The organism is Sphingopyxis sp., assembly GCF_025869345.1.
Classification (GTDB): Bacteria; Pseudomonadota; Alphaproteobacteria; order Sphingomonadales; family Sphingomonadaceae; genus Sphingopyxis.
The window spans coordinates 1-26,881 of sequence record NZ_JAOZVW010000104.1 but is presented as its reverse complement, the minus strand read 5'-3'; the positions used below and the strand labels follow the sequence as shown (position 1 = coordinate 26,881).

32 protein-coding genes and 1 riboswitch are annotated in these 26,881 nt (G+C 64.7%); of the genes, 18 read left to right on the top strand and 14 right to left on the bottom strand.

Going from position 1 to position 26,881, the window contains the following annotated elements; translation table 11 throughout:
* Positions 1-11 precede the first annotated feature (11 nt).
* Positions 12-341, bottom strand: a complete 330-nt coding sequence (locus OJI97_RS10930; protein WP_297663415.1) for a hypothetical protein — start codon at positions 339-341, stop codon at positions 12-14.
* 51 nt (positions 342-392) lie between these two features.
* Positions 393-1,043 (bottom strand): GGDEF domain-containing protein, encoded by a 651-nt coding sequence (locus tag OJI97_RS10925; RefSeq protein WP_297663413.1) that lies wholly within the window; start codon positions 1,041-1,043, stop codon positions 393-395.
* A gap of 209 nt (positions 1,044-1,252) precedes the next feature.
* Here OJI97_RS10925 and purE point away from each other — a divergent pair, with 209 nt between their 5' ends.
* The 8 genes from purE to OJI97_RS10885 all read left to right on the top strand — a co-directional run bounded on the left by purE (position 1,253) and on the right by OJI97_RS10885 (position 10,096).
* A complete protein-coding gene (gene purE / locus OJI97_RS10920) occupies positions 1,253-1,750 on the top strand; it encodes a 5-(carboxyamino)imidazole ribonucleotide mutase (protein ID WP_297663411.1) in 498 nt (165 codons plus the stop codon).
* A 6-nt stretch (positions 1,751-1,756) separates the two neighbouring features.
* Entirely contained in the window at positions 1,757-2,830 is a 1,074-nt protein-coding gene (locus tag OJI97_RS10915; RefSeq protein WP_297663409.1) for a 5-(carboxyamino)imidazole ribonucleotide synthase, read from the top strand.
* Complete coding sequence (locus tag OJI97_RS10910) at positions 2,827-3,321, top strand: dihydrofolate reductase (RefSeq protein WP_297663408.1); 495 nt, start codon at positions 2,827-2,829, stop codon at positions 3,319-3,321. The genes OJI97_RS10915 and OJI97_RS10910 overlap by 4 nt, the downstream gene beginning before the upstream one ends.
* Before the next feature lie 146 nt (positions 3,322-3,467).
* On the top strand, positions 3,468-4,682 hold the full coding sequence (locus OJI97_RS10905) for a dipeptidase (RefSeq protein ID WP_297663407.1): 1,215 nt from the start codon (positions 3,468-3,470) through the stop codon (positions 4,680-4,682).
* Between the two features lie 169 nt (positions 4,683-4,851).
* The gene (locus tag OJI97_RS10900) at positions 4,852-5,781 is read left to right on the top strand and encodes a bifunctional riboflavin kinase/FAD synthetase (RefSeq protein ID WP_297663406.1); all 930 of its coding nucleotides are present in this window, start codon (positions 4,852-4,854) and stop codon (positions 5,779-5,781) included.
* Positions 5,782-5,986: 205 nt separating this feature from the next.
* Complete coding sequence (locus OJI97_RS10895; protein ID WP_297663404.1) at positions 5,987-9,124, top strand: isoleucine--tRNA ligase; 3,138 nt, start codon at positions 5,987-5,989, stop codon at positions 9,122-9,124.
* Positions 9,121-9,648, top strand: coding sequence for a signal peptidase II (gene lspA / locus OJI97_RS10890; RefSeq protein WP_297663402.1), 528 nt, complete (start codon positions 9,121-9,123; stop codon positions 9,646-9,648). Before OJI97_RS10895 ends, lspA begins: the two co-directional genes overlap by 4 nt.
* Positions 9,649-9,676: 28 nt before the next feature.
* The gene (locus tag OJI97_RS10885) at positions 9,677-10,096 is read left to right on the top strand and encodes a DUF3035 domain-containing protein (protein WP_297663400.1); all 420 of its coding nucleotides are present in this window, start codon (positions 9,677-9,679) and stop codon (positions 10,094-10,096) included.
* A 45-nt stretch (positions 10,097-10,141) separates the two neighbouring features.
* Here OJI97_RS10885 and OJI97_RS10880 read toward each other — a convergent pair whose 3' ends face one another.
* The 4 genes from OJI97_RS10880 to OJI97_RS10865 all read right to left on the bottom strand — a co-directional run bounded on the left by OJI97_RS10880 (position 10,142) and on the right by OJI97_RS10865 (position 12,652).
* On the bottom strand, positions 10,142-10,447 hold the full coding sequence (locus tag OJI97_RS10880; protein WP_297663398.1) for a transcriptional regulator: 306 nt from the start codon (positions 10,445-10,447) through the stop codon (positions 10,142-10,144).
* Positions 10,444-10,893 (bottom strand): hypothetical protein, encoded by a 450-nt coding sequence (locus tag OJI97_RS10875; RefSeq protein WP_297663396.1) that lies wholly within the window; start codon positions 10,891-10,893, stop codon positions 10,444-10,446. Before OJI97_RS10875 ends, OJI97_RS10880 begins: the two co-directional genes overlap by 4 nt.
* Positions 10,894-10,989: 96 nt before the next feature.
* Entirely contained in the window at positions 10,990-12,222 is a 1,233-nt protein-coding gene (locus tag OJI97_RS10870) for a cytochrome P450 (protein ID WP_297663394.1), read from the bottom strand.
* Between the two features lie 130 nt (positions 12,223-12,352).
* Entirely contained in the window at positions 12,353-12,652 is a 300-nt protein-coding gene (locus OJI97_RS10865; RefSeq protein WP_297663392.1) for a hypothetical protein, read from the bottom strand.
* A 134-nt stretch (positions 12,653-12,786) separates the two neighbouring features.
* Positions 12,787-12,897, top strand: a riboswitch (TPP riboswitch).
* A gap of 42 nt (positions 12,898-12,939) precedes the next feature.
* Here OJI97_RS10865 and thiC point away from each other — a divergent pair.
* The gene (thiC, locus tag OJI97_RS10860) at positions 12,940-14,829 is read left to right on the top strand and encodes a phosphomethylpyrimidine synthase ThiC (RefSeq protein WP_297663390.1); all 1,890 of its coding nucleotides are present in this window, start codon (positions 12,940-12,942) and stop codon (positions 14,827-14,829) included.
* An 85-nt stretch (positions 14,830-14,914) separates the two neighbouring features.
* On the opposite strand, the gene OJI97_RS10855 is transcribed toward thiC, so the two are convergent.
* Both OJI97_RS10855 and OJI97_RS10850 read right to left on the bottom strand, forming a co-directional pair.
* Positions 14,915-15,436 carry a hypothetical protein gene (locus OJI97_RS10855; protein ID WP_297663388.1) on the bottom strand — a complete coding sequence of 174 codons (522 nt, stop codon included), beginning with the start codon at positions 15,434-15,436 and terminating at the stop codon, positions 14,915-14,917.
* Complete coding sequence (locus OJI97_RS10850) at positions 15,426-16,670, bottom strand: HD domain-containing protein (protein WP_297663431.1); 1,245 nt, start codon at positions 16,668-16,670, stop codon at positions 15,426-15,428. The genes OJI97_RS10855 and OJI97_RS10850 overlap by 11 nt, the downstream gene beginning before the upstream one ends.
* A gap of 458 nt (positions 16,671-17,128) precedes the next feature.
* On the opposite strand from OJI97_RS10850, the gene OJI97_RS10845 reads away from it, so the two are divergent.
* The 3 genes from OJI97_RS10845 to OJI97_RS10835 all read left to right on the top strand — a co-directional run bounded on the left by OJI97_RS10845 (position 17,129) and on the right by OJI97_RS10835 (position 19,366).
* Positions 17,129-17,656, top strand: a complete 528-nt coding sequence (locus tag OJI97_RS10845) for a 2'-5' RNA ligase family protein (RefSeq protein ID WP_297663387.1) — start codon at positions 17,129-17,131, stop codon at positions 17,654-17,656.
* A 418-nt stretch (positions 17,657-18,074) separates the two neighbouring features.
* The gene (locus OJI97_RS10840) at positions 18,075-18,713 is read left to right on the top strand and encodes a hypothetical protein (protein WP_297663385.1); all 639 of its coding nucleotides are present in this window, start codon (positions 18,075-18,077) and stop codon (positions 18,711-18,713) included.
* A 203-nt stretch (positions 18,714-18,916) separates the two neighbouring features.
* A complete protein-coding gene (locus OJI97_RS10835; protein WP_297663383.1) occupies positions 18,917-19,366 on the top strand; it encodes a glycine zipper 2TM domain-containing protein in 450 nt (149 codons plus the stop codon).
* On the opposite strand, the gene OJI97_RS10830 is transcribed toward OJI97_RS10835, so the two are convergent.
* From OJI97_RS10830 to OJI97_RS10810, 5 genes are all read right to left on the bottom strand, one after another.
* Positions 19,363-20,241 carry an arylamine N-acetyltransferase gene (locus OJI97_RS10830; RefSeq protein ID WP_297663381.1) on the bottom strand — a complete coding sequence of 293 codons (879 nt, stop codon included), beginning with the start codon at positions 20,239-20,241 and terminating at the stop codon, positions 19,363-19,365. The two genes, OJI97_RS10835 and OJI97_RS10830, sit on opposite strands and share 4 nt — an antisense overlap.
* Positions 20,242-20,334: 93 nt before the next feature.
* Positions 20,335-21,192 (bottom strand): TauD/TfdA family dioxygenase, encoded by an 858-nt coding sequence (locus OJI97_RS10825; RefSeq protein ID WP_297663379.1) that lies wholly within the window; start codon positions 21,190-21,192, stop codon positions 20,335-20,337.
* 60 nt (positions 21,193-21,252) lie between these two features.
* On the bottom strand, positions 21,253-21,561 hold the full coding sequence (locus OJI97_RS10820; RefSeq protein WP_297663377.1) for a hypothetical protein: 309 nt from the start codon (positions 21,559-21,561) through the stop codon (positions 21,253-21,255).
* Positions 21,562-21,623: 62 nt separating this feature from the next.
* A complete protein-coding gene (locus OJI97_RS10815; protein ID WP_297663375.1) occupies positions 21,624-22,031 on the bottom strand; it encodes a DUF1801 domain-containing protein in 408 nt (135 codons plus the stop codon).
* A gap of 13 nt (positions 22,032-22,044) precedes the next feature.
* Entirely contained in the window at positions 22,045-22,470 is a 426-nt protein-coding gene (locus OJI97_RS10810) for a DUF1801 domain-containing protein (RefSeq protein ID WP_297663373.1), read from the bottom strand.
* Positions 22,471-22,581: 111 nt separating this feature from the next.
* On the opposite strand from OJI97_RS10810, the gene OJI97_RS10805 reads away from it, so the two are divergent.
* Complete coding sequence (locus OJI97_RS10805) at positions 22,582-23,148, top strand: hypothetical protein (RefSeq protein WP_297663371.1); 567 nt, start codon at positions 22,582-22,584, stop codon at positions 23,146-23,148.
* A 179-nt stretch (positions 23,149-23,327) separates the two neighbouring features.
* A complete protein-coding gene (locus OJI97_RS10800) occupies positions 23,328-23,903 on the top strand; it encodes a hypothetical protein (protein ID WP_297663369.1) in 576 nt (191 codons plus the stop codon).
* On the opposite strand, the gene OJI97_RS10795 is transcribed toward OJI97_RS10800, so the two are convergent.
* The gene (locus tag OJI97_RS10795) at positions 23,900-24,328 is read right to left on the bottom strand and encodes an OsmC family protein (protein WP_297663368.1); all 429 of its coding nucleotides are present in this window, start codon (positions 24,326-24,328) and stop codon (positions 23,900-23,902) included. The genes OJI97_RS10800 and OJI97_RS10795 overlap by 4 nt on opposite strands.
* Before the next feature lie 178 nt (positions 24,329-24,506).
* On the opposite strand from OJI97_RS10795, the gene OJI97_RS10790 reads away from it, so the two are divergent.
* The 4 genes from OJI97_RS10790 to OJI97_RS10775 all read left to right on the top strand — a co-directional run bounded on the left by OJI97_RS10790 (position 24,507) and on the right by OJI97_RS10775 (position 26,786).
* Complete coding sequence (locus OJI97_RS10790; protein ID WP_297663366.1) at positions 24,507-25,061, top strand: hypothetical protein; 555 nt, start codon at positions 24,507-24,509, stop codon at positions 25,059-25,061.
* A gap of 361 nt (positions 25,062-25,422) precedes the next feature.
* Positions 25,423-26,328, top strand: coding sequence for an SPFH domain-containing protein (locus OJI97_RS10785; RefSeq protein ID WP_297663364.1), 906 nt, complete (start codon positions 25,423-25,425; stop codon positions 26,326-26,328).
* Between the two features lie 10 nt (positions 26,329-26,338).
* Positions 26,339-26,542, top strand: a complete 204-nt coding sequence (locus tag OJI97_RS10780; RefSeq protein ID WP_297663362.1) for a toxin-antitoxin system HicB family antitoxin — start codon at positions 26,339-26,341, stop codon at positions 26,540-26,542.
* A gap of 1 nt (position 26,543) precedes the next feature.
* A complete protein-coding gene (locus tag OJI97_RS10775; RefSeq protein WP_297663360.1) occupies positions 26,544-26,786 on the top strand; it encodes a hypothetical protein in 243 nt (80 codons plus the stop codon).
* Positions 26,787-26,881: the final 95 nt, after the last annotated feature.

Sequence of the window (26,881 nt, the reverse complement as noted above, 5' to 3'; positions counted from 1 at the left end):
GCGCCGCGGCGTCAATGCCCCAATCGCATCGCGACCGACGCCAGCCACGCTTCCTGCGCGCCGCTGGGCAGCGGCCCGCGCGGCGCCGCGACCGCGTCGCTCATCGCGTCGAGATAGGTCAGGATCGCGGCGCGATAGCCGCCGCCCGCGACCGCCGATTCGAGCCGGCTCGCCAGCGTCTCGACTGCGCCGAAGCCATGGTCGCGCGCCAGGCATCGGATGTCGTCGATGCCCTGCACGATCTGCCCCAGCGCGATATGCGGCAGCGCTTCGGCAAGCGCCCCGATCTGCCCGCTGATGCGGTTCTGGATGTCCTGGAATGGATCGGTCTGGATCGCCATATTCGCCCCCTGTCCCTGCGGGGACGATGCGCGCATATGGTTAAGACGCGGTTAGCGGTGGCGCACCGGCGAATCGGCGGCCTGCGCCTGCTTGCAGCGATACATGTCGCGGTCGGCAGCCGCCAATATCTCGGACTCGGTCGCCCCGGCGCACAGCATCGCGACCCCGAAACAGGCCGACAGCGCGATATCGTGCCCATCGTAGAGCGCCGGGGTCGCGCTCAGCACATGGCGCAGCCGGTTGACCTGGACGCGCGCGCCTTCCTCGCTCGACTGGTCGAGGATCAGCCCGAACTCGTCGCCGCCGATCCGCGCCGCGACGTCGGTCGCGCGAATCGATTCGCCCAGCCGCTTGGCGATTTCCATCAGCGCGAAATCGCCCGCGGCGTGGCCGAAGCTGTCGTTGATATATTTGAGCTGATTGACGTCGACGAAGACCACCGCGGCACTTTCGGCATGACGCTCGAAGCGCGCGAGCCGCTGGTGGATCGCGGTCAGGAAATAGCGGCGGTTGAACAGCGGGGTCAGCGTATCGCGCTCGGACACGCGCTCCAGCTCGGCGACCGCGATCTTCAGGATGCGGTTCTCGCGGCGAAGCCCGTCGCGTTCGCGGCGCAGTTCGCGCAGCTGGTCTTCGATGGAGTCGACGGATACAAAGCCGGTCCGGTCGACCGCTATCCGTGCCCCCCCTGCGATATCCATTCCCAGTCCCCGGTGCGACCCACATCTCCGCCGGCCGGATTGCCGACGGCTCTATCCATCTGCATCTGTTAGCTGCGACTGGATACCAATCGGTAAACGCGCGGCCCGAAATGCGGTGTGCTGCGCGGGCGTTGCCCCGCTGCGGGACAGCCGCTAGGGGGAGTGCGGCGGCGATTCATCGATCGGCGGCCGGGACAGGAGGGTGACGGATGGGCGATGCAGCCCCAGCGGTGGGCGTGATCATGGGCAGCCAGTCGGACTGGCCGACCATGGCCCATGCGGTCCATATCCTCGAGGAGTTCGGCATCGCGCACGAGGTGCGGATCGTCTCCGCGCATCGCACCCCCGACCGCCTGATCGACTATGCGAAAAGCGCGGCCTCGCGCGGGCTGAAGGCGATCATCGCGGGCGCGGGCGGCGCCGCGCATCTGCCCGGCATGGTCGCCTCGATGACGCGCGTGCCGGTGCTCGGTGTCCCCGTCCAGTCGGCGGCCTTGAACGGCGTCGACAGCCTCTATTCGATCGTCCAGATGCCCGGCGGCATTCCGGTGGCGACCTTTGCGATCGGCAAGGCGGGGGCGACCAACGCCGGTCTGTTCGCCGCCGCGCTGCTCGCGACCGAAAACACCGATCTGGCGCAAAAACTCGACGCCTGGCGCGCGGCGCAAAGCGAAAGCGTCGCCCCCACCCCCGTTCGCGAGGGCTGAACGCCGGTGCTCTCCCCCGGTTCGACCATCGGCATTCTCGGCGGCGGCCAGCTCGGCCGGATGCTCGCGGTTGCGGCGGCGCAATTGGGCTACAAGGTCCATATCTACGCCCCCGACGCCGAAAGCGTCGCCGCCGAAGTCACCGCGCACCACAGCCAGGCCGCGTGGGACGACGAGCCGCGCCTCGCCGCCTTCGCCGCCGCCTGCGATATCGTCACCTTCGAGTTCGAGAATGTCCCCGTCGACACCGTCCGCTTCCTGTCGGGCCATGTCGCGGTGCATCCCGGCGCGCAGGCGCTGGAGGTCGCGCAGGACCGTCTTGCCGAAAAAAGCTTCGTCGCCGGTCTCGGCGGCCGCACCGCGCCCTTCGCCGCCGTCCCCGACCGCGCCGCGCTCGATGCGGCGCTGGCGGAGATCGGCGCCCCCGCGATCCTCAAGACCGTGCGCATGGGCTATGACGGCAAGGGGCAGGCGCGCCTTGCCGGCGCCGCCGACGCCGATGCCGCGTGGGAGACGATCGGTCGCCATGCCGCGATCCTCGAAGGCTTCGTCGCCTTCGCGCACGAATTTTCGGTGATCCTCGTCCGCGGTATCGACGGCGAAATCCGCTTCTGGGATTCGCCCGTCAACGTCCACGAAGACGGCATTCTCGCGACCGCCAGCCTGCCGCCGCCGCCGGTCGTCCTGGATCAGCAGGACGAAGCGCGCGCGATGATGGCGAAGGTCGCCGACGCGCTCGACTATGCCGGCGTCCTCACCGGCGAATTTTTCGCCACCGATGCGGGGCCGGTGTTCAACGAAATGGCGCCGCGCGTCCACAACAGCGGCCACTGGACGATCGAGGGCGCGGTGACGAGCCAGTTCGAGAACCACATCCGCGCGATCGCCGGCCTGCCGCTCGGCAGCACCGCGACTCGCGCGCTGCCGGTCGTGATGCGCAACCTGATCGGCGACCAGATACGCGAGATTCCCGCGCTGCTCGCCGACGAAAATTGCCGCGTCCACCATTATAGCAAGACCGAGGTCCGCGAAGGCCGCAAGCTCGGCCATGCCACATGGTGCGGAGTCACTCCGGCATGAGCCGCCCCGAGATCACGCTGATCCTCGCGCGCGCCGCCAACGGCGTGATCGGCGCCGACGGCAGGATGCCGTGGCACCTCCCCGCCGACCTCCGCCGGTTCAAGCAGCTTACCATGGGCCGCCCGATGATCATGGGGCGCAAGACCTTCGACAGCCTGCCCGCGATCCTCGAGGGGCGCCGCCACATCGTCCTCACCCGCGATCCCGATTGGCAGGACGAGGGCGCGGAGGCTGCGCAGAGCATCGAGGAGGCGCTGAAGCTCGCCAACGCACCGCAGGTGATGGTGATCGGCGGCGCCGAAATCTATCGCCTGTTCCTGCCGCTGGCGACGCGCATCGAACTGACCGAAGTCGCGCTGGAGCCCGCGGGCGATGCGACGATCGCCTATCCCGATGCGGCCGACTGGCAGGAAATAGCGCGCGAGGATCATGCCGCAAGCGAGGGGCGCCCGGCCTACAGCTTCGTCACCTTCACGCGCCGGACAGAATGAATCGGATGGCGCTCATCAGTATCGTCATTGCGAGCGTAGCGAAGCAATCCAGAGCGGTTTACGCCTGCTCTGGATTGCCGCGCGGCTTCGCCGTTCGCAATGACGATACTGTTCAATCCGAAGCTGTGCTCTAGGGGGAGAAAAAGATGCGTCGCTGGCTGATCGGCCTATTCGCGCTGCTGCTCGTCGCAGCGGCCGCTTTCTTCCTTCTCGCGCCGGGCATCATCGAGCGCGGGACGAACAAGATCGACGGCAAGCCGCTGCTGCACGTCAGCGACCATGCCAAAGCGCTGCACAAGACGCTCACGATCGTCGACCTGCACAGCGACAGCCTGCTGTGGAGCCGCAATTTCCTGAACCGCGCAACCCGCGGCCATATGGACCTGCCGCGGCTCGAAGAGGGCAATGTCGCGCTGCAAATATTGTCGAGCACGACCAAAGCGCCCAAGGGCCAGAATTACGACGCGAACAGCGGCGACACCGACATTATCACCGCGCTCGCGATCGCGCAGCTCCAGCCGGTGCGGACGTGGAACTCGCTGCTCGAACGCTCGCTCTGGCACGCCGAAAAATTGCACCGGGCGGCGCAAAAGTCGGGAACGGAGCTTTGGCCGATTGCTGCGCAGAAAGACATTGATACATTGTTGCTCGCCCGTTCGATCGGCACATCAAAAACTAAAAGTGGTGTTATCGTATCTCGTCCGCCCGTAGGCGCGATGCTCAGCATCGAAGGGCTTCACAACCTCGAAGGCGATATAAACAATCTCGACAAGCTTTACGCCGCCGGATTCCGCATGGCGGGGATCACCCATTTCTTCGACAATGAGTTCGCCGGGTCGATGCACGGCCTGAAAAAGGGCGGTCTCACCCCGCTCGGCCGCGAGGTCGTGCGGCGGATGGAGACGATGGGGATGATCGTCGACGTCGCCCATTGCAGCCACGCCTGCGTCGCCGACATATTGAAGATGGCGCGCCGCCCCGTCGTCTCCAGCCACGGCGGGGTGCAGGCGACGTGCAAGGTCAACCGCAACCTCTCCGACGACGAAATCCGCGGGGTCGCAGCGACCGGCGGCGTGGTCGGCATCGGCTATTGGGACGCCGCGGTCTGCGACACCTCGCCCGCCAGCGTCGCCAGGGCGATGAAGCATGTCCGCGATCTCGTCGGCATTCAATATGTCGCGCTGGGCAGCGATTACGACGGCGCCACCACCGTCCGCTTCGACACCTCGAAGCTGGTTCAAGTGACCGAGGCGCTGATCGAGGCGGGCTTCACCGACGACGAGATCCGCGCCGCGATGGGCGGCAACGCGATCCGCGTGCTCCGCGCGGGGCTGGTGCCGCTGACGCCGCCTGCCCCATGACGCCGAACCTCCATTTCACTAAAAAGCCACGTCCCCCCGCTATGGGGGGGGCCCATCTCCGGCCGGTGCAAGTGGGAACCGGCTGGTGTTGGGTCCCCGCCTTCGCGGGGACACGCAGCTACATTAGCGCCGAGCCGGACCCTCAACATGTGGGAAAAGAGGCAGATTTATGATCCGCCTCGACGGCCACGACCGCATCCCCGACGCCCTGCGCGACGGCGTGATCGCGCTCGGCAATTTCGATGGCTTTCACGCCGGCCATCAGGCGGTCGTCGGGCGCGCCGTCCATCATGCGACCGACGATGCGCGGCCGTGCATCGTCGCGACCTTCGACCCGCATCCGGTGCGTTTCTTCAAGCCCGACGTCCCGCCCTTCCGCCTGACGACGCTTGCCCAGCGGCAGGAGCTGTTCGCCGCCGCGGGCGCCGACGCGATGCTCGTCCTGCCCTTCGACGCGACGCTTGCCGCGACCACGGCGGAGGATTTCATCACCGAACTGCTGCTGGACCGCTACGGCGCCGCGGGGGTCGTCACCGGCGCCGATTTCGTGTTCGGCAAGGGCCGCGGCGGCAATGTCGTCACCCTCGCCGACCATGCCCGCCGCCTCGGCTTCTTCACCGAAATGGTCGCCCCGGTCGACGACGCGCAGGAAGTCGTCTCGTCGAGCCGCATCCGCGACGCGCTGCGCGCGGGCGATTGCGCGACCGCGACGCGCCTCCTCACCCGCCCCTTCACGGTGCGCAATATCGTCCAGCACGGCGACAAGAACGGCCGCCTGCTCGGTTTCCCGACCGCCAACCTCGACATGGGCCATTACCTGCGCCCGCGCTACGGCATCTACGCCGTCACCGGAAAACTCCCCGACGGCCGCCTATTGAAAGGCGCCGCGAACCTCGGCATCCGCCCCAGCTTCGACCCGCCGAAGGAGTTGCTCGAACCGCATTTCTTCGACTTCGAGGGCGATCTTTACGGCCAGGAAATCGACGTCGCCTTCCACGCCTTCCTCCGCGCGGAAGCGAAATTCGACGATATGGACGCGCTGATGACGCAGATCGCGGCGGATTGCGACCAGGCGAAAGCGATGCTCGCGCATATTTAATTCGCGCAGAGACCGCAGAGCGCGCAGAGATTCGGTTCACGCGGAGACGCGGAGACGCGGAGCAGAAAGAGGATCGGCGGCTCCGCCGCCCTATTTCTCTTCTCCTCTGCGCTCTCTGCGGCCTCTGCGCGAATCTTTCTCTCCGCGTCTCCGCGTCTCCGCGTGAACCTTTGCGCCGCCGCAAATCTGCGCTAAGCGCCCGGCCATGACCGACGCTCCAGACTATCGCGACACCGTCTTCCTGCCCAAGACCGACTTTCCGATGAAGGCCGGCCTGCCGCAGAAGGAGCCGCTGATTCTCGCCAAATGGCTCGAAGGCGATCTCGAGGGGCAGATTCGCGAAGCCCGCAAGGGCCGCGACCAGTTCATCCTCCACGACGGCCCGCCTTACGCCAACGGCGACATGCACATCGGCCACGCGCTCAACCATATCCTCAAGGACATGGTCGTCCGCACCCAGACGCTGAAGGGCCGCGACGCGCCTTACGTTCCCGGCTGGGACTGCCACGGCCTCCCCATCGAGTGGAAGGTCGAGGAGCAATATCGCAAGAAAAAGCTCAACAAGGACGAGGTTCCGGTCGAGGAATTCCGCGCCGAATGCCGCGCCTATGCCCAGCATTGGGTCGACACCCAGCGCGAGCAATTGAAGCGCCTCGGCATCGGCGGCGACTGGGACCATCCGTACCTCACGATGGATTATGAGGCCGAGGCCACCATCGTCCGCGAGCTGCTCAAATTCGCCGCCAACGACATGCTCTATCGCGGCGCCAAGCCGGTGATGTGGTCCCCGGTCGAAAAGACCGCGCTCGCCGAGGCCGAGGTCGAATATGAGGACATCGTCTCGACCCAGATCGACGTGGCGTTCGAGATCGCGGAAAGCCCGATCGAGGAACTCGTAGGCGCATATGCCGTCATCTGGACGACCACCCCGTGGACGATCCCGGTCAATCAGGCCTTGGCTTATGGGCCGGAGATCAAATATGCCTTGGTCCAGCTTCGGCTGGATGCGCACAAGCGCGGTGATTTCAAAGAAGATGCCCCGCTTGAGAAGTTTTTGGGCAAGCGCGTTTTGATCGCTGAACCGCTGATCACCCAATTCCTCGAACGCTGGCGTAAGCAACTTGAGCGTGAGGACGACGGTTCTTCGGATATTGTCTATCATCCTGCCGCCGAATGGTCGCTTCTCGATGGCTCCGATCTCGCCGGCACCGTCGCCCGCCATCCCCTCGCCAACCTTGTGCGTCCCCGCGAAGGCGGGGACCCAGGGCAGGCATCGGCTGACCCCGCTCTGGGCTCCCGCCTTCGCGGGAGCACGCAGGGGGGAGCCGATGGGGAAGCACGCGCAGCAACCATCCACCCCGACTCTCCGCTTGCTGACTTCTTCCTCCGTCCCCGCCCTTTCCTTGCGGGCGATTTCGTCACCACCGACAGCGGCACCGGGCTCGTCCATATGGCGCCCGACCATGGCGAGGACGATTTCGACCTGTGCAAGGCGAACGGCATCGACCCCGTTTTCGCGGTCGAGGGCGACGGTAAATATCGCGCCGACTGGGCCTGGCTCGGCGGTCAGGGCAGCGTGATCAACCCCAAGTTCAACGCCCCCGACGGCCCGATCTGCTCGGACCTCCGCGATGCGGGCGGCCTGCTCGCCGCCAGCGCCGATTACAAGCACAGCTATCCGCATAGCTGGCGCTCGAAGGCCAAGGTCATCTTCCGCTGCACGCCGCAATGGTTCGTGCCGATGGACAAGGTGATGACGCACATCGAGCCCAAGACGCGCGGCGAAAAGCGCTGGGAAAGCGAAGGCGGCGCGATCAACCCCGCCGAGGAAGCACTCTGCGCCGCCCCGACGCTGCGGCAGGCGGCGATGCAGGCCATCGACGACACGCGCTTCGTCCCCGCCAAGGGCCGCAACCGCATCGGATCGATGGTCGAGGGCCGCCCCGACTGGGTGCTCAGCCGCCAGCGCGCGTGGGGCGTGCCGATCACGCTGTTCGTCGATCGCAAGACCGGGCAATATCTGAACGATCCGCAAGTCAACGACCGCATCGTCGCGGCAGTTCGCGAATCCGGCGTCGATGCCTGGTCCGACGAACGCGCGCAGGACTATCTCGGCGACGCCTACGATGCCGCCGATTACGAACGCATCACCGACATTCTCGACGTCTGGTTCGATTCGGGCTGCACCCACGCCTTCGTCCTCGAAAGCGGCCGCTGGCCCGCGCTCGTCCGCCACGACGGCTCGACCCACAGCGCCGACCTCTATCTGGAGGGCAGCGACCAGCATCGCGGCTGGTTCCAGTCGTCGCTGCTCGAAAGCTGCGGCACGCGCGGCCAGGCGCCCTACAAGGCGGTGCTGACCCACGGCTTCACCATGGACGCCAAGGGCTTCAAAATGTCGAAGTCGCTCGGCAACACGATCAGCCCGATCGACCTGATGCGCGACTATGGCGCCGACATCCTCCGCCTGTGGGCGCTGAGCGTGGACTTCACCGAGGATCACCGCATCGGCAAGGAAATCCTGACCGGCGTCGCCGACCAGTATCGCAAGCTGCGCAACAGCTTCCGCTACCTGCTCGGCGCTTTGGAGGGCTTCACCGAGGAAGAACGCATCGCCGACGTTTCGGCGATGCCCGAGCTTGAGCGCTATATGCTCTCGCTGCTCGCCGATCTCGACGCGAAGATGGCGCAGGCGGTCGATGATTTCGACTACAACACATACACCCGCCTGCTCGCCGATTTCTGCAACGAGGATCTGTCGGCCTTCTATTTCGACATCCGCAAGGACGTCCTCTACTGCGACCTCGGCCCCGCCGCCCCGCTCGGCACCGACACCCGCCGCGCCTATCGCAGCGTGCTCGACGTGCTGTTCCACGCGCTGGTGCGCTACGCCGCGCCGGTGCTGGTGTTCACCAGCGAAGAGGTGTGGGGGACGCGCTATCCTGAGGCGGGCAGCGTGCACCTGCTCGAATGGCCCATCCTTCCCGACCTCTCCACCCTGGGTTCCCGCTTTCGCGGGAATGACGAATTGAAGGAACGCTGGGCAGAATTGCGCCAGCTTCGCAATCAGGTGAACGAAGCGATCGAACCGCTGCGCCGCGAAAAGATCGTGCGGTCCAGCCTGGAAGCGAACGTCGTCGTCGGCGACCATCTGGCAACGGGGTTCACGCCGCCCGACCTCGCCGAACTGTTCATCACCGCGTCCGTGGAACGGATGCAGGGGGACGCCGTGACGATCACCCCCACCACCGACCACAAATGCGGCCGCTGCTGGCGCCACCTCCCCGAGGTCGCCGACGACGGCGCCTTGTGCAATCGCTGCGAGACGGTATTGGACGAATGATGCGCCAGCGCTCCCCCCATCTCGGCTTCGGCCTCCTCGTCGCGGCGGTCGCCTTCATCCTCGATCAGCTCGCGAAGTGGGTCGTCACCGTCCCGCTGTCGGTCGCGACCCAGCCCGGCCGGTCGATCGAACTGATCTCCTTCTTCAATCTGACTTGGGCGGAGAATTGCGGCATCTCGCTGTCGATGTTCGCAAAATGCAACGACACGACGCGATGGACGCTCGTCGCGGTGACTGCGGCGGTCGCGATCGGCGTCGCCGTCTGGATGACGCGCGAGAAAGCGAAGGGCGACGTGATCGCGCTCGCGCTGATTCTTGGCGGCGCGCTCGGCAATATCGTCGACCGCGTGCGGCTCGGCTATGTCGTCGATTATGCCGACCTCCATTTCGGCGCGTTCAAGCCCTTCATGATCTTCAACGTCGCCGATGCGTGCATCACGATCGGCGTCGTTTTGCTGGTTGCGCGCGCGCTGCTCTTGGGCGAAAAGGCCCCAGCCGCGGGCGCCACGCCGCCTGCCGAGTAAACGGGGCGAATTGGGAGTATTTAGTCAAGTGAACCGGACCACCGCCATTCTCGCCGCCTCGATTCTCGCGACGACGCTGTCGGCCTGCGGATCGAACAGCCTGTTCAGCCGCGACCGCCCCGACGAAATGGCGGTGTCGCGCCAGGCGCCGCTCGTCGTGCCGCCCGATTTCGCGCTGACCCCGCCCGCCCCCGGCGCCGCGCGCCCGGGCAACGAGACGACCGCCGAACAGACGCTGAAGGCGCTCTTCGGCGGCGACGCGACGCGCAGCGCCGCCGAAAACCAGGTCATCGGCAAGGCCGACGGCGACCGCGCCGACCCCGGCATCCGCAGCAGCGTCGGCAGCCCCGACACCCAGGTCGTCGACAAGGGCCTCGTCACCCGCGACATCGTCTTCGCCCCCGAAGGCGACGGCCGCGACGCCAGCGCCTCGATCCCCGGCGCCTGAGCGCCGGGCCGGAGCGGTTTCCGGCCCGTCCTGATCCGACAGCCTCTATTCGGCCGCAGCGGGCAGATGCGCGACCAGCGCGCGCAGCGCCGCGACATGGGCATCGAGCGCGGACGCACCGGCGCGGGTCAGTGACGCCCAGGTCCGCTGGCGCCCGCCGACCGCGGCCTTGCGCAAATGGACATAGCCGGCGTCGCCCAGCGCCGCGAGATGCTTCGACAGCACCGAATCGCTGACGCGGGTGATTTCGCGCAACTTGGCGAATTCCATTTCGCTGACCTTCGCTAGCAAGGCCGCGATCTGCAACCGCGCCGGCGGGTGAAGCAGCATATCGATCGCACCGACGCTCACGCCGCCCCCCGCATCAGCTCGCGGCGATAAATCCGGCTCCACGCGACGCTGGCCCCCAGCGCCACGACAAAGGCGATCCCCGCGATCCCCAGCTTCGTCGCCACCGACAGGCCGCTGATATGGGCATGGATTTCGGCCGCCATCGTGACGATCAGGACGCCCAGCAGCGCTAATGTCACGGGCAGCGTCGCGCCCTTGCGATATCCGTTGATGAAGACGCCGTAACGCCGCCGGTCGTCGGTCACCAGCCACGCGACCGCCGCCATCGCGATGACGACGGACGGCAACTGGATCGCCGGGCCGAAGCCGACGCCCAGCACCAGCGTCGCCAAAACCGCGGCGAACGCAGCATGCCGCCACGGCGGGCAATAAGTGGCCTTCAGCGCAAGGTCGCGCTGCGCCGCATCGATGCTGTCGAGCGCGGCGCGGGCTTCGATCGGATTCATGAAACGGCTCCTTAACTTTCCAATGTGGAAAGCGATAGCCATCTCTTTCCATGTTGGCAAGTCTTTACTTTCCAGTCTGGAAAGAAAGGCCGGCGGCTATCCCGCGACGATCCGCACCGGCATATGCGTAAAGCCGTGCAGGAACGGGCTCGGCAGCCGTTCGGCCGGCCCCTGCGGCTCGATGCGGATACCGCGCGCGACGATCTCCTCGATCAGCGTGCAGAGCTGGATCTCGGCCAGCCGCGCGCCGACGCAGCGGTGAATGCCGTGCCCGAAGGCGACGTGCCGCCGCGCATTCTCGCGCCCGACATCGAAGACATCGGCGTCGGCGAACACGCTCTCGTCGCGGTTCGCCGAAATATACCAGAGGATCACCTTCTCGCCCTTGCGCAAGGACTGCCCGCCGAGTTCGGCGTCGCGCGTGCAGGTGCGCCGCATATGGGTGACCGGCGACTGCCAGCGGATGATCTCCTGCGCCGCATTGGGGATCAGCGACGCGTCGGCGCGCAGCCGGTCGAGCTCGCCCGGAAAGCGGTGCAGCGCCTCGACCAGCCCGCTCATCGAATTGCGCGTCGTGTCGTTGCCGCCGACGATCAGCAGCGCGATGTTCGCGAGCCGCTCCATCGGATTGAGGTTCCCCATCGCCTCGCTATGCACCATGCGCGACAGCAGGTCGTCGCTGGGCGGCAGCGCCTTGCGCGCGGCGAATTCGGCATCGAAGCGCGCGAGCATCGCCTGCATCTGCGCCATCCATTCGGCGCGATATTCCTCGGTCGCGGTCTCAGGCGAGACATTGCCGCCATAGTCCGACCAGCGCTTGAGGTCGTGGCGCTCCTCCCACGGAAAATCGAACAGGATGCACAGCATCCCGATCGTCAGCGGCACCGACACCCGCTCGACCCAGTCGAACGTCTCACCGGCCGGCAGCGCGTCGAACAACTCGCGCGTCCGCTGCTTCACCGTCTTTTCGCGCTCGCTCATCTGGCTCGGGCTGAAGGCGGGGGAGATCACGCGGCGCTGCGCGGTGTGGACCGGCGGATCGGCGGCGATGAAATTGGGCAGGTTCGATTGCGGCGGCGGGTCGGCGATGACGATATTGCCATTCTCCCACGACGAGGAGAAGGTCGCGGGGTCGAGTTCGACCGCCTGCACCAGCGCGTGCGTCGCCACCGACCAGTAACCGCCATAGGGGCTGTCTGCGCACCAGCTCACCGGCATCTCGGCGCGCAGCCGCGCAAACGGCGCGCGCCACCGGTCCTCGACATAGAGCGCGATGTCGCTGACATCGACCGGGCTCAACGCCCGCGCTTCGTCCACCACCGACGCCATATCGCTCTCCCGCTATCGCCTCGTTTTGCGGGAGTGTAGCCGCGCCGGATCGCACCGCAAGCCGGAGCGTGCGGAAAAGCGGGCCGCGAAGTTCGTGCGCCCCGCACCGGAGGGGACGCGCGAATCGTCGTCACATCTTGCGCGCGGGTGCCGGCGCGGCCTTCGCCGCCATCTTGTGATGCGGCGCCGGACGATGCTTCGCCGCAACGCGATGCTTCGCCGGGCGGTGCTTCGCGGCGTGGTGCTTTGCGGCGGCATGATGCTTCGGCGCCATATGATGCTTCGGCGCGGCGGCATGGCCTTCGCGCTGCATGCAATTGTCGGTCACCGTCTTCGAACAATAGGGCGTCGCGCTCTGGGCGGTGGCGGCCGTCCCCGACAGTGCGAACAGCGCAGCGGCGCCGAGCGTGGCGATTGTGATCCTCAACATGATGGGCTTCCTTTCATCCCGATGGGGAGCAAAGCATGGCACCCCCATCATGGCGTCCCCGCGTCCGCAACATTACAAAGGCGCAATGCGAGCGCCGGCACCGCTGGACACGCCGCCGCGCTCGGCCTAGAACCGCTCCATCCCCGGGGAGCCTGTGTGCAGAAACAGGTTGAGAGCGGAACAGCCCGCGACCCGTTGAACCTGATCCGGGTAATACCGGCGGAGGGAGGGTCGGTATTCCTAGCCCGGAATCCCCATCTTCGCTCCGATAACTGGAGCGAGAGCACATGGCCGACATCGATTCCCGCATAGAAGCTAAACTCGGCGCGATCGGCGTCACCACCGGGCCGATCCGCGGCAGCCGCAAGGTCCATGTCGCGAGCCCCACCGGCAGCGGCATCCGCGTCGCGATGCGCGAGATCGACCTCGACCCGCACTCGGGCGAGCCCAGCGTCCGCGTCTACGACACCAGCGGGCCCTACACCGACCCCAACGCCAGCATCGACATCGCCGGGGGCCTCCCCGAACTCCGCGCCGCATGGATTCGCGCCCGCGGCGACGTCGAGGAGGTGACCCAGCGCGAGGTCCGGCCCGAGGATAACGGCCAGCTCGGCCCCGACCGCAGCGGCGGCGTCCCCGCCTTCCCGGGCGTCCGCAAGACGGTGCTCCGCGCCAAGCCCAGCGCCAACGTCAGCCAGATGCACTACGCCCGCCGCGGCATCATCACCCCCGAGATGGAATATGTCGCGACCCGCGAGAATCTCGGCCGCGAGCGCCTCGCAGACTATATCCGCGACGGGCAGGACTGGGGCGCGAGCATTCCCGATTATGTCACGCCTGAGTTTGTCCGCGAAGAGGTCGCGCGCGGCCGCGCGATCATCCCCAACAACATCAACCACCCCGAAAGCGAGCCGATGGCGATCGGCCGCAACTTCCTCGTCAAGATCAACGCCAATATCGGCAACAGCGCGGTCGCGTCCGATGTCGCGTCCGAGGTCGACAAGATGGTCTGGTCGATCCGCTGGGGCGCCGACACCGTCATGGACCTGTCGACCGGCCGCAACATCCACGACACGCGCGAATGGATCATCCGCAATTCGCCCGTCCCAATCGGCACCGTCCCCATCTATCAGGCGCTCGAAAAGGTCGGCGGCATCGCCGAGGAACTCTCGTGGGAGATCTTCCGCGACACGCTGATCGAGCAGGCCGAGCAGGGCGTCGACTATTTCACCATCCACGCGGGCGTCCGCCTGCCCTACGTGCCGCTCGCCGCAAAGCGCGTCACCGGCATCGTCAGCCGCGGCGGCAGCATCATGGCGAAATGGTGCCTCGCGCATCACAAGGAAAGCTTCCTCTACGACCGCTTCGACGAGATCACCGAGATCATGAAGGCCTATGACATCGCCTACAGCCTCGGCGACGGCCTCCGCCCCGGCAGCATCGCCGACGCCAACGACGAGGCGCAGTTCGCCGAGCTCTACACGCTGGGCGAACTGACGAAGCGCGCGTGGGAGCAGGATGTGCAGGTGATGATCGAGGGCCCGGGCCACGTCCCGATGCACAAGATCAAGGAGAATATGGACAAGCAGCTCGCGGCGTGCGGCGAGGCGCCCTTCTACACGCTCGGGCCGCTGACCACCGACATCGCGCCGGGCTACGACCATATCACCAGCGGCATCGGCGCGGCGATGATCGGCTGGTACGGCACCGCGATGCTCTGCTACGTGACGCCCAAGGAGCATCTCGGCCTCCCCGACCGCGACGATGTGAAGGTCGGCGTCGTCACCTACAAGCTCGCCGCCCACGCCGCCGACCTCGCCAAGGGCCACCCCGCCGCCAAGGTCCGCGACGACGCGCTATCGAAAGCCCGCTTCGAATTCCGCTGGCGCGACCAGTTCAACCTGTCGCTCGACCCCGACACCGCCGAGCAATACCACGACCAGACGCTCCCCGCCGAGGGCGCCAAGTCGGCGCATTTCTGCAGCATGTGCGGCCCGAAATTCTGCTCGATGAAGATCAGCCAGGAAGTGCGCGAGTTCGCCAAGCTGCAAAATCAGGACAGCGCAGGCTTCATCGCGGCGGAGGAGGCCGAGAAGGGCATGGCGGAGATGAGCCAGGTTTACGAGGACACCGGCCGAGAGCTGTATATGGGCGCGGGTGGCCGGGAGCATGATTGAGGCCGGCAATGCTATAGCCTGGAGTGGGGAGGGGCGCGGATAGGTTTCTCCGCCCTCCCACCTCAAGGCCCAGCGTTAAGGAGCCTCAACAATTGGCTGGAAGCTTCTTTTCGGTGTCCAACTCTTTAAACCGATCAAGAAGAACTCTCGCGCGATCCAATCTTCCGCCCGCAGCCTTTTCCGGTTTCCGGGATGCGGTTTCGCTCCAAGGATCGTCAAACCCCTCCTGAGCCAAGAGAATAGCCGTAGCGGCCAACTCCAAATCGACTGGGTCCGCCCTATTGCCAATCTCAAGAATCTTCGCCCTAACCGATGTCTTATCAATATCGGACGGAGTAGTTGTAAATATTGAATATCTACCGCCCCAATTTGCAGTTTTAACTTCCTCACTCAAAGCCCCCAAAACCTCTGCGTATTTGACAGCGGTACTTAGTTCATCACTATATGGGCCATAATGCTTGTATTCGAATTCAAAAACGTCATCCAATTCAAATGATTTTAGAATAAATGCAAGCTTCTGTAATTTAGTTCTACCTACAACAGTGCCACCTGCGTCCGCCACGATCTGCGCGGCAAGCCCAGCATCCTCCCTTATATTATTTGCCACGGCCAATCTCCTCATCTAAAATTTCCCGCAAAGCCTTGATTGCATTCGAATTTTCCGGATCGAAATAATATCTCAGAAGCTCAAAATTTGGAATGGCGGCTACCACCGAAGAGTATTCCGCAATATCAGTAAGGCTTCCATCGGCATTCCTAACCATTATCTGATTCAATGGCCCTTTCGATTGATCGAGCCTTTTATAAGGCGATCTAGAAGCTTTATCTAATAAGATCATTCCGTTTGATGTCGTACTCTTCCAGAGTTCTATTTTTTCCATCACAGAAAGAGAAATACGTGTCGTCGCCTTTTCCAAATCCGGACCAGAAATATTTCCTACGAGCCCCTTCTTAACTTGCTCACGAACATCAAAGCATTTTAGAACCTTCCGGTCACGAATACGCATAGCCAATTCAGAAATTTGAGCATCTGATGAATTACAGAACTGGGATAAAGCGCCGTAAATTACAGCATCATCCAAGCAAAGCATGCGATCGATGCTGGAAGGGTCTTTTGCGAATTCCACAAGAGGGTGGCCAGCGCCCAATCCCACATCACCGCCATCGATAGCTAGCTGAAACACCCTAACCATCAGTTCAGTAAAAAGCTTCTCTATTCCACGAGTTGCTTTATGAAGATATATGGTAGGATATAATTGAAACAATCCTAGAATATAAGCTTCAGTCGCATGAATTCCTTTTGGACCCATAACGAATGTCTGAAGATCAGAAACTTTCTGCTCATCGACACCAACACTTATCTTCTCTACTTGTATATTAGATATAAGCCAGTCGTAATCAATTACTCCATGAGACGAGCCCGCCATCATCCTATCGCGCCGAATATAATCAAGCCTATCAGCATCAAATTGGCTTGAAACCACAGCGTCATAAACAGAACTTGGTCCCTCGCTTTTTATAACATCTGCAACATCATTAGGAAATCCGCTCCCGAAATCCCGAAGGGGCTCAGCTATTTCACTATCCCGAATGAGCACATCACTAACAAATTCATGATGAGCCATTTTTAGCGAAAGTCTCTTGCCAACCTCTTCGAAGGAATGACTGAATGGTCCATGCCCAACGTCGTGCACCAAAGCCGCAGCCAAAGCGGCATTGGCTTTTGAAATGTTCCAGTTTGCTTGGCCAACTTCGTCAAAAATGATTCCCATCAGCTGCCTTGCGGTGTGAAAGACACCGATACTGTGAGAGAAACGCGAATGGGTTGCTCCGGGGTACACAAAATCAGAGAACCCCAGCTGCTTCACTCGACGAAGCCGCTGGAACGGCCGCGTCTGAATGACACGCCAAATGACATTCTCGAAGTGACTGGCTTCGAACGTAATGAGATTGTGGACTGGGTCCCGAACTCGCTGAGCCGTATACACCAAATGTTCCTACTTTGTTCTCATTTGCCAGTCAATCTCCTAATGACCGCGAATGTAGCATAATCGCCGCTAGCATGTTTGGAGTCCGCCGTGAATCCCCGCTGCGATAGCCTGTAAATTTTCCCAATCAGACTGAGGCATTTTTGAGACAGCGGTAATACTGTCGACAAAAGTGATGCAATCCCGCTTCCGTGACGGGCCAGAAGATTCCCGCGCCATGCCACGTAAATCCCCTATGCCCCGTGCCCGTATCCAGCCCGTATCGAGCAGCCGTCATTCATCCTACCCTCACACCATGCTACACCCCAACCATGCGCGCCCGGAACCCCCTCTATGTCATGGCCAAGCCGCCGCCGGAGGTGCAGGCGCAGATCATCGCGCTGCCGCGCAACGATCCCGGGCGCGGCCCCGAGCTGCTCCATGTCACGCTCATCTCGCTCTACGACCTCCACGCTGCGCCGCCCGAGTGGCTGCCCGCGACCATCGCCGCGCTGGACGGCTTTGCCGCAGCCCCCTTCCCGCTCCGCTTCGACCGGATCGAGAACCGCAAGGCGGTGACGCTGCGCACGCGCGGGTCCCTGGCCGAAGCGCGGGCGTTCCAGAAGGCACTGGCCGACCATCTGCTGCATGAAAAGGCACCGATCATGGACGGCACCACCCCCGAACCGCATATCACGATCAACTATCGCGGCGACCGGCTGGGTTCCCAGACGTTAAACACGCTGAAATTGCCGCCGATCGGCTGGACGGTCGACGAAATCATCCTGACCGAAAGCATCGTCGGCAAGACCACCCATGTCGAACACGGCCGCTGGCTCCTCCGCGGCGGTGTGGGCTGACGGTGGCTGCTTTGGGTGGGAAGCGGACGTAGCCGATCCTCCCCGGCACGGGGAGGGGGACCACCGAAGGTGGTGGAGGGGCAGGTGCGTCATGGCGCGCCTTTTCTGGATCGAAGCGTAAACCGAGGGTGCCCCTCCACCATGCTTCGCATGGTCCCCCTCCCCGTGCCGGGGAGGATCGGCCATGACCGCAATCGGTCGTTTCCGGACCATCGTCACGCCGGACTTGATCCGGGATCCATTCACCCGGCGATGAGAGAGTGGATCACGCATCAAGTCCGCGATGACGATGCAAGCTATGTCCGCTGCCAGCCGGAGGCCGACATATGTTCTCCCCCGCCTCGCCACGATCCTATTTCGCACACCCCCGCCCCGAAACCCCTGTCCTACATCCCCCATCTGTGGTTCATCCTGCCGGATGAAGCCGGAAAAACTCCCCCCTCGCCCCGCCGCGCCGCTCGACGATGCCGCGCCCGCCGCCGCCCTCGCCCCCGTGCCGCTGCGCGCGCGCCACGACGGCTGGACGCCCGAGCGGCAGGTCGGCTTTATCGAGGCGCTCGCCGAAACCGCCTGCGTCGTGCAGGCGGCCGCCGCGGTCGGGCTGTCGGCCACCGCCGCCTATAACCTCCGCCGCCGGCCGGAGGCGCAGGCGTTCCGGCTGGCGTGGGACGCGGCGCTCGACATGGGGGTGCGGCGGCTCGCCGATGCGGCGCTGTCGCGCGCGGTGCATGGCGTCGCGCGCCCCGTCTTCTATCAGGGCGAACAGATCGGCGAGCGGCGCTATTATGACGAGCGGCTGACCCAGTTCATCCTCCGCCGCCGCGATCCGGTGCGCTTCGGCGACTGGCGCGACGGGCGCGAGGCGGTGCAGCATTTCGACGGCCCGGCGCTGATCCTCGCGCGGCTGCTCAGCCTCGCCGAGGATTCCGCCTATATGGGCGAGGATCGCGGCACCCCGGCGGCGCCCGACCCCGCGCTGCTCGCCGCCGCGCTCGGCATCGATCCGCGCGACCTGCGCCCCGGCGACGAGGATTATGGCGACGATGACGATTATTGACCGGCGGGTATCATTTTACCGGAGGGGAATGACAAGTTTGACAACTTCCACGAGCGCGCGCCTCGCGGCCCGGCCGGGCAGGGCCGGTCGCCGCGGATTCGGGAGCCCATGGAACCCCGCCCCGTCTCGCGGGTCTATTCTTGGTGGTGGGGCCAAGGGACGCCCCGCCGCTCCGGTCCGGCATCCCCGACGGAGTGATGCCGATGAACAGATGGATGATCCTGCCCCTCGCCGCGGCGACCGCGCTGACCGGCGCCTGCGCCTCGACCGGCAGCTATGGCTATGACGACGGCGGCTACGGCTATTACGACCGCGGCTATCACGACCGTTATGGCAATTATGACTATAACCGTCCCGACCCGCGTTACGGCGGCTATTATGCCGAGAATTATTACCGCAACGACCGCCGCTACAAGGAACGCCGCCTGTCGAACAGCGACCGCGTCTATCGCGGCCGCAACGGCCAATATTATTGCCGCCGCAGCGACGGCACGACCGGCCTCATCGTCGGCGGCATCGCCGGCGGCGTGATCGGCAACGTCATCGCGCCGGGCGACAGCGAAACGCTGGGCACCGTGCTCGGCGCGATCGGCGGCGCGGTCGCCGGCCGCGCGATCGACCGCAGCGGCAATAAGGATGTGCGTTGCCGTTAGGCCTGAATTTCGGCAGTCGCCGCGCGCTCGATCGCGCGGCGCCAGCCGGGTTCGGGGGTCAGCAGGAAGATGTCGGCGAGCGCGGCCTCGATCTCGTCGGCGGACAGATAGCGCTGCTCGATGGTGCCGTCCGTGCGGCGGATCGTCAGCCGGTTGTCGCGCAGCCCGTGCCGGGCCTCGGCGGTCGTCCGCGCCGCGACGAGCTGATGCCGGAAATGCGAGGACGGGTGCTGCGACGTATACCAATTGCCGATCTCATAATCGATCGCCGGCGCGGGCGCCGCCTCCAGGTCGTAGAGCGTCTTCCACGCGCCCGCGATCTCGGCCTCGACCCGGTATCCGGTATCGAGCGGCTGGACGCGATAGCTTTCGTGCCGCGTCGGCTGCGGCAGCGCATCGCCGAGCGCGAGCGGCTGCGGCGGCACCGTCGCGCCGAAACCGACATCGGCGAGCCACGCCCGCCCATCGATCGCCACGCGCACCACCATATGCGTGCGCCCCGTCGGCGGCGCATCCTCGGGCAGCATCCAGCGCACCCGGCCGAGCAGCCCCTCGGCCGCAAAGCCGATTCTCTGCAGCACGCGAAGGAACAGACCGTTCTGCTCGAAGCAATAGCCGCCGCGGCGGCGATCGATCAGCTTCGCCTCGATCGCCTGCGGATCGATGTCGACGCCCTCGCCGGTCAGCGCGTCCATCGCCTCGAACGGAATCGCCACCTGATGCGCCGCCTGCAACGCAGCGAGCGTGGCAAGCGTCGGGGCAACGGGACCGGCATATCCGATTCGCGCCAGATAGCGGGCGAGGAAGTCATCGCCGGCCGGTGCCGGATCGGGGAAATCGCCATCCGAAGCGGGGGCGTCAAAGCGGTGCAACATGGGCCGACCATCCTTTCGCGAATCGCAGGCCCATTCCTATGAAAGCTCAAGCCCGGTTGAGATCAAGCACCGAAATCGGTCGGCGGAGCGGCCTCAGCGCTCGTCCCTGTAGAAGGGCCGGTCGCCCGCGATCGTCACCCGCTCCATCCGCCGCACCGCCGGGAAATAGTCCGACGCGGCATAATGCTGCGCGGCGCGATTGTCCCAGAAGGCGATCGAGTCGGGCTCCCAGCGGAAACGGCACTGATATTCGGGGAACGCCGCCTGCGCATAGAGATGCGCGAGCAGCCGGTCGCTCTCCTTCGCCGACAGCCCTTCGACATGGCTGGTGAAGGCGGTGTTGACATAAAGCGCCTGCTCGCCGGTTTCGGGATGCGTGCGCACCAGCGGATGGACCTGCGGCGGATATTGCTTGTGCAATTCCTCGACGGGCTTGCCGAGCCGCTTGGCAAAGACGCGCGCGATGTCGTGGACTGCGGTCAGGCCGCGGCAGAACGCCTGCATCGCCGGCGACAGGCCTCGGAACGCCGCGGCCATATCGGCGAACAGCGTGTCGCCGCCGACGGCGGGCACCTCGATCGCGCGCAGGATCGATCCGAGCGAGGGTTCGGCGCGCCAGGTGACGTCCGAATGCCAGAAATTCTCGCGGCCCTTCGAATCGGGGCCGTGCGCGATGTGCAGCACCTCGGGATCGGGCTGATCCTTCGGCGTCGCGGGATGAATTTCGAGCGTCCCGAAGCGGCGCGCGAAAGCGATATGCTGCGCGGGGGTGATCGGCTGGCCGCGAAAGAAGACGACCTTGTGCGCGAGCAGCGCGGCGCGGATTTCGGCGATGACCGCGTCATCCTGTTCCTGCGACAGGTCGAGGCCCGAAATCTCGGCCCCGATCGACGGGGTCAGCGGCGCGACCTTCAGCCGCGCGAAGCTCTGCGGCGATGCGGCGACGTTCATGCCATTCTCTCCTTGCTCCCGAAGCGGGCATTAGGCGAGTGCGGGAACGCCGAGTCAAGCTCAGCGACGCTTTTCCTTCGCCCGCCGGGCGACGGTCGCCTGCCGGACCACGGCCGCGCGCCGCGCGACCTCCGCGCGATAGCTGTCGCACGCGCCGCCCTTGGGCCATTTGGCGCAATAGTCGCGCCAGAAAGCGAGTTGCTCGTCGGTCATATGGTCGGACTTGGCGGGCTTCTCGCCGATCTTGCGCGTCTCGCCGAGAACCGAATCGGACAGCGCGGTATCGACCGTATATTGCGCCGCGGCCGGCGCCGCCGCGCCGAACGCCAGCGCCGCGGCCAGAGTGGGCAAGCCTGTCTTGATCATCATCGTCTCCCCTTTGGGCGACGGATCAACCCCGCGGCGCGTCCGAAAGTTCCCCCGGCGAGCGGCTATGTTCTTGATCGCGCGGGCTTCGCGAGATTCGCCTCGACCGCGCCGCGCACCAGCGTCTTGAAGGCGGCGGCGTCGATGCCGTCGCCCTCGAACAGGTCGATCGCGCGCCGGACATTGCCGTCGAGGCTCGCGTTGAACAGCCCCGCCGGATCGGCGACCGCCGCGCCCTTGGCAAAGGTCAGCTTGACCTTGTCCTTATATGTTTCGCCGGTACAGATGACCCCCGCACGCTCCCAGGTCGGCACGCCCGCGGGGTTGGTCGGCTTGCGCCATTTGACCGCTTCCTCGATCGCCGGATCGGCCTCGCGGATCAGCGCGCGCAGCTTCGCAAGCGTCGCGCCGCGCCAGTCGCCGAGCGACGCGATCTTCGCATCGATCAGCGCCGAAGCGTCTTCGTCCGCCATCACCCTGTCTCCCTTACATCTTCTCGCCGGGCAGCGCGCTCGCCTGCCGCACCCAGTCGGCGAAGGCGACCTCGTCGACCGCATCGGCCTCATGGATATGAAAATAGCGCGTGTCGCCGCTCTTCGACGCGACCGGAGGCACCGGGTCGAGCCGCTGGCCGTCGAAAAAGGCGACCTTGATATAGCGGTCATAGCAATGGATGCCGAGGAACCAATGGTTCGGCAGCGCATCGGGCGCGCCATAAAGCGGCGAATTCCACTTCACCGCCTTGCGCACGCCGGGCACAGCGCGCGCGATCAGCGCGTCGAGCCGCGCCCAGGCGGCCGATTTCCACCCCGGCATCGCGGCGATATAGGCCTGCACCGGCGCATCGCCCTCGCCCTTCGCGATCTGCGGATTGCCGCCGGACAGCAGGACGGGCTTTTCGGATTTCGCCATGACTCGCTCCTCGCAAGGCGCGTGATGCCACGCCGGGGCCGGTCCATCCAGCGGCGATGTTCTTCGCTGTCCCGCCATGATAGGAGAGGCGCGACAGCAGGAGAAAGCCGCATGGTTCGTCGTCGCATCCCCATCCTCGCCGCCTCTTGTCTCGCTCTTGCTCTCGCCGCCTGCGGCGCAAAGGCGGAAAAGGCGGGGGCCGAAGCCCCGAAAAGCGAGACGCCGGCGGCAACGGCCCCGGCCAGCAACCCCTCGGACGCCGGCGCCACCAAGGCGGGCGATGCCGGCCCCGCCATAACCTCGCCGCTGCCGCCGACCGCGGGCAGCAAGCTCGCCTCCTATGTGGGCAAATATCCGTTCGACAAGGTCGACGGGATCGCATGGAACGACCATGTCCTCGTGAAGGCGGGGATCGCGGCGACGGTGAAGGACGCCGCGGTGCTGAAGGCGATCACCACGACCGAAGGCCCCGCCTCACCGATCGAGATGCGCGGCGACAAGGTCGTATCCTGGGCGTGCGAGCAGCATAATTGCGGCGCACACCAATGGTCGGTCCAGATCGATCCGCGCACCGGCGCGACCGACGTCTGCTATTTCGACGAAGCCGCCGATCCCGCCAAGGCCCGCTGGTTCCTGGCGAGCGGCAAGGAAGAGAAGCGCGACGGCAACTGCCAGTAACGCCCGCGGCCTTGTCACCTCCCCTGTCCCCCCGCCTTCGCGGGGGAGCAGGAGGGCTAAATCGCGAATCTCGCCGATCCCAGCAATTCAGCCTTTCAACCCGACTCCGGATTCGACTCTCACTCCAAATAGGAACATAATGGGAACATTATCCGATTCGGAGAAGCATGATGGCGCCGATGTTCCGCTATTTCCTGGGCTTTCAGGTCGCCGCCGACCGCGCGGGCTGGCTGGCGCGCCAATTGCCGCAGGTTTCGGGCGACCTGTTCGCGGGGTTGAAGCCGCAACTCTATCATCTGACGCTCTGCACGATTGCGGAGACGCGGGCGCCGCATCCCTTTCTGCGCCAGCGGGTGGCGAGGGCGTTCGAGGCGGGCCTGCCTGCGGCGGCGTCCATTCCCTTTGGCCGGATCGTCGCGCGCGATGCGGGCGCAGCACTCATCACCACGGGCAGCGTCGGCGGGGTCCGACAGCTTTACGAAGCGATCGTCGCTCTGCTCGCACCGCACGAGATCGCGCCCATGCATCGCAAGGCCGGACTCCGCCCGCATGTCACGCTCGGTTACGGCGCCTGCGATTTTACGGCCGTGCCGATCGCCTGGAACTGGATCCCGCGCGACTTGGCGCTGATCGAAAGCCATGTCGGTCACGGCCGTCACCGCGTTCTGCAAAGCTGGACGCTCGCGCCGCCGGCGCAGGCGATGTTCGACTTCATGGCCGACGAACTGCCCCCGCCGCTGCGCTACGCCGCCTAGGCTTCGAGGCTATGCTCGAGCGTGATCTCGCAGTTGAGCAGCTTCGACACCGGACAATTCTTCTCCGCCTCGCCCGCGATCGCCGCGAATTCATCGGCCGAAATTCCCGGCACCTTGCCGGTCAGCGTCAGCGCCGACCTGGTGATCGTGAAACCGCCGTCCTGCTGTTCGAGCGTCACCGCCGCGCTGGTTTCGAGGGTGTCGCCCGCATAGCCCGCACGCGCGAGACCAAAGGAAAGCGCCATGGTGAAACAGGCCGCGTGCGCCGCGGCGATCAGCTCTTCGGGATTGGTTCCCGGTTGCCCCTCGAAACGGGTGCCGAAGCCATAGGGCTGCGCGCTGAGCACCCCCGATTTGGTCGTGATCGCCCCCTTGCCGTCCTTGCCGAACCCCTCGTAGCGGGCGGATGCGCGATTGACGGTCATGATGGTCTCCTTCGGTTGAAAATCGGCGGGACTCGGGAAATGCGTCGCAACAGCCTACGCTCCGCACGCCCCCGCTGCCACGCCTTTTCGAGGAAGGCGGTGAGCGATCCGCCGCCTTGTCAGGAAGCGACCGATTGCGGACATTGCTCCGCCGCTCAGCATATGCAACTGAAGACAAATGGCAATCGACCTTGCACCCGGAGAACGGATCATCTGGCATGGCCAACCCAAGCAAGGTTTTCGGTTGGCGCCACAGGATGCGTTCGCCGTGCCGTTTGCGGCCTTCTGGCTCTTCATGGTTTCGATGATATTCCTGTTCGCATTCACCGGCGAGATGAAGGAAGTCGATCCTCTCGCCTATGTCATCATGCCCGTCTTTATGATCGCCGGACTATATATGCTGTTCGGCCGCTTTCTCGTGGACCGGGCGGCGCGACGACGCATATTCTACTATCTCACGACCGAGAGAGCCTTCATTGAGGCCGGATTGTTCAGACCCAACCGTAGGTCAGTAAATCTCGCCGCCACACCCGAAATACGATTCCAAGGGCGGCGGAATGGTCGTGGCACCGTGCAGTTTGGCTCGCCAAGCACGTTCGGAATGATTCCGCCGAGTTGGCCTGGAGCGAACCAGTTCCTTCCACCAGCTTTCGATGACATCGAGGATGCGGAGCGCGTTTATAATCTTGCATTGAAGGCGCAGCGAGAAGCCAAAGCTGACATTCAGCCATAGGCAGCTTCCCACCCCATAGCAGGCATCGGCTTCAAATAGGCCTTTCCTACATTATCCGGCTGTGCCAGCCTTCATCCGGTGGATAAAAGCGGTAGGGGCGGATGCGGCGTACCGCGTGCGTTCCGCACGCCGCGAAGCCCCATCAGCGGGATGCAATAGGCTGAACTTTCCTGAACTTTGCGAGGATTATGCGGTCCTTGCGCCGACCATATCCCGGATCCAGGCCGGGATGACGCAAGAAGGGACGACGGCTCCCCACCCCAAGGCTGCCGCTAGCCTACGCGCTTCGATTTAGATTGACCATCGCCGAAAACAATATAAATATGATATCATCTTTATATCGAGTAATTCGGAGGGAAATATGGTCGAGAATGGGACACCGGCGCTGAACCGCAGCCGCGAGACGCGTGCCGCTACGCAGAGCGGCTATCTGATGCTGCTGATCTGGCTCGTGCTGCTTGGCATCGCGCTGTGGGCGGGGATCAGCAATGTCGGGGGCGACGGGATCGACTGGAACTGGAAATGGGCACTCGTCATCGCAAGCGCGGTTGCGGGGACGATCATCCTGTGCGGCTTTTACCTGATCAACCCGAATGAGGCCGCCGCCATCCAGCTCTTTGGCGCCTACAAGGGCACCGACCGCGAGACCGGGCTGCGCTGGATCCTCCCCTGGCTATCGCGCAAGAAGATCGCGGTGCGTGCGAACAACGTCATTTCGGACAAGATCAAGGTCAACGATCTGCGCGGCAATCCGGTCGAGATGGCGGCACAGGTCGTGTGGCGCGTCACCGACACCGCGCAGGCACTGTTCGACGTCGACGATTATAAAGAGTTTGTGATGGCGCAGATCGAGGCCGCGGTGCGCGCGATCGGCTCGCGCTACCCCTATGACGATATCGAGCACCAGGAAATCACGCTGCGCGGCAACCATGACGAGGTCGGGGTCGAACTGCGCAAGGCGCTGATCGAGCGGCTTGAAGTCGCCGGCATCACCGTCGACGAATGCGGCCTGACCCACCTCGCCTATGCGCAGGAAATCGCCGGCGCGATGCTGCGCCGCCAGCAGGCCGAGGCGGTGATCGCGGCGCGCAAGAAGCTGGTCGAGGGCGCGGTGACGATGGTCGAGATGGCGCTGACCCAGCTCAGCGAAAAGAATGTCGTCGAGCTCGACGACGAGCGCAAGGCGGCGATGGTGTCGAACCTGATGGTCGTCCTCTGCGGTGAGCGCGACACTCAGCCCGTGGTCAACGCCGGCTCGCTCTATTGAGGATCGAGCGATGTCCGCGCCCGCCAAGAAAGCCTTTGCCCTCCGCCTCGATCCGGCGCTGTTCGCCGCGATCGAGCGACTGGCGGCGGCCGAACTGCGCAGCGCCAATGCCGAAATCGAAATCCTGCTGCGCGAAGCGCTCGGCCGCCGCGGCGTCGGCGTGAAACAGTCGGAAACCCCGAAACGCGGCCGCCCGCCCGGAAAGGAAAGCTGAGATGCTGCACCTCATATTCGACAGCCGCCCCTGGTTTCGCCCGAAGAACCGCGGCTATGGCACCGGCCTGCCAATCACGTGGCAGGGCTGGGCGCTGCTGGCGGCGCATATCGCGCTGATCGCCGGGGTTTCGGTGCTGCTACGCGGCCAGCCGGCGATGATGACGATCTTCGTCATCCTGGCAGCCCTCGCGCCGCTGCCGCTCTACCGCGCCAAGACCGAGGGCGGCTGGCGCTGGCGATAAAATACGGGTGCGCACGTCCGCCTTGGGGTAAATATTTGATATTCCCTATCTTTGTCATTCCCGCGAAAGCGGGAACCCAGTGCATGCGTCGGCTG